This window comes from Microcystis sp. T1-4 (assembly GCF_000297435.1).
Taxonomy (GTDB): domain Bacteria; phylum Cyanobacteriota; class Cyanobacteriia; order Cyanobacteriales; family Microcystaceae; genus Microcystis.
This window is the reverse complement of the sequence record NZ_CAIP01000041.1, coordinates 1-2,069: the sequence shown is the minus strand read 5'-3', so window position 1 is coordinate 2,069 and position 2,069 is coordinate 1. Positions and strand designations below refer to the sequence as shown.

The 2,069-nt window shown below is 43.3% G+C and carries 2 protein-coding genes and 1 pseudogene; 1 reads left to right on the top strand and 2 read right to left on the bottom strand.

Going from position 1 to position 2,069, the window contains the following annotated elements:
- The coding region (locus MICAI_RS02430; protein WP_039899492.1) for an RNA-guided endonuclease InsQ/TnpB family protein at positions 1 to 543 on the bottom strand (543 nt) is incomplete at its 3' end.
- A 91-nt stretch (positions 544 to 634) separates the two neighbouring features.
- Between MICAI_RS02430 and MICAI_RS27705 the strand changes: the two are divergent.
- A pseudogene (locus MICAI_RS27705) lies at positions 635 to 1,236 on the top strand (Uma2 family endonuclease); the annotation flags it as partial.
- A 195-nt stretch (positions 1,237 to 1,431) separates the two neighbouring features.
- Here MICAI_RS27705 and MICAI_RS02415 read toward each other — a convergent pair.
- Positions 1,432 to 2,025 carry a PEP-CTERM domain protein gene (locus tag MICAI_RS02415; protein ID WP_008197307.1) on the bottom strand — a complete coding sequence of 198 codons (594 nt, stop codon included), beginning with the start codon at positions 2,023 to 2,025 and terminating at the stop codon, positions 1,432 to 1,434.
- Positions 2,026 to 2,069: the final 44 nt, after the last annotated feature.

Here is a 2,069-nt window from a genome sequence, read left to right as displayed (position 1 = left end):
GATGGCTTTATCTGTTACTGGTAATGGCTTAATCGTTGGGTCATCAAATCTTATTGAGATATGCCAACGTCCAGAAGGATGTAATCTGACCGTTACTGTACTTGGGTCACAAGCTTCTGGTATTTGTCTTGACCATCGAATAGGTAAGGGTTCCGTGCATTTGGCTAAATAGATTTGTTTGTTTTTAAATTTAAAAGCAGACTTAGTAAATTCGGCACTTCCTCCTTGATGTTTTTTCTTAAAGTTAGGATACTTAGTACGACCAGCAAAGAAATTAGTAAAAGCTGTTTGTAGGTGTCTTAACCCTTGTTGTAAAGGTACACAGCTTACCTCGTTGAGAAAGTGTAATTCTTCTTGCTTTTTCCAATCGGTTAGCATTGAAGAAGTTTGAGCGTAGCCTACTCTTTCTTGCTTTTCGTACCATGCTTGTGTTCTGAGATGGAGAGCCTTATTGTAAACCAATCTTACACAGCCCAAAGTGCGCCGCAATAGCGACTCTTGTTCGGGTGTGGGGTAAAATCGGTAAGAATAGGCTTTTTCCATGTCTCACATTTTAGCATATATCGTGTAAACGATGCTCATATTTAACAGCAAAGCCAACCTAGAACGACGGGGTTTCAGACCCAAATTTCCGATGACTAGAACTCAACCCCTATCCCCTAGCCAAACTGCCCGAAAAGATGAGATAATCTTCCCCAATGGCGAATTTTGGAGTGATGAACCAACCTGGGAAAGTAATTTACACCTAACTCAGATTATTTTGTTGATAAAATGCCTAGAATGGTTATGGCAAGATAGAGAAGATTACTTTGCAACCTGGAATTTAACCATCTACTACAGCCCAAATCAGAAAAAATCAGAATACTTTAGAGGACTTGACTTTTTTGTAGTATTAGGAACCACTAGAAACCAAAACCGGAAAAGTTGGGCAGTATGGCAAAAAGAGGGAAAATATCGGCTCTCTTAGGTTTGGTGGGCAAAATGTATTCTAAGATACATTCTTCCTAGCGAGCGAGTGGAAGGAACCACAAAGACACAAAGGACACAAAGATTGATCGATCCTATATAAGTTAAACTTATCACACAGAACCTAGAAGAGCCAAATATCAACCGATTCAACCCAATCAGCAAGGTTGGTTATGGAGTGAAGAATTGGGGTTATATTTAGGTATATACGCCGATAAATTGCGTTATTTTAGTTCTAAGGGCGAGTTAGTCCCCACACCGGTGGAAGCCGCTATTCTGGAGAGACAGTCCAAAAAATCTGAACGTCGGCAAAAAGAACTGGCTTCACCAAAAGTCGAGCAGTTAACGGCAAGATTAGGGGAATTAGGCATCAATCCTGAAAAAACCCTGTGGGGGAGGAGTACAAGGTGGTCAGTGCGTTTATCGAACTGCTTGCACCCTCACCTCTCATCGGGAAAATCAAAATTAACCTTTTTTGATAACTTTAGAAGCCAAGGCACCCAAACCTAACCCCAATAGGCCGACAACAGCACCAGGTTCGGGGATGAGTGCTGCTTCCCACATCATGTTACTAGGATCAAATGGCAATTCGTTACCCCCTAGGTCACCCAGAACACCAGGAACACTTGAAGCGAAAGCCAGTCCCATCATGCTGATGCCAGGACCAAAGCCAACGTAGTCACTCATCGCATTATCGAAAAGCACAAAATCCATCACTGAACCATCGAAACTAGCCGTAGCTTGATTGCCAGGAGCGGAAAAATAGGAATCGACCGTACCCCCTGACAAGGTAGAGAAAGGAAGGGGAACACCATTATACACGAGGTTACTAAATCCATCGATCTCGATAATATTCCCTGTAGCCGTTCCCGTCAGTATTCCACTGAGAACTATCATGTTCGCGGCGTCGTTATAGGTGAAGCTGAACTGGGCAGCTTGGGCGGGATAGGCTAGGGCGGTCAAACCGATGGCGGTAGCAGCCCCTGCTAAAGAGGTTTTTAAAGACATCATTGCTTTGCTCACGAAAAATACTGTTAGGGACACCGGCCAAGATAGCATAGGACGGGTAGAAAGTCAAGTCTCTTCATAGAAAGGGTTGGCTG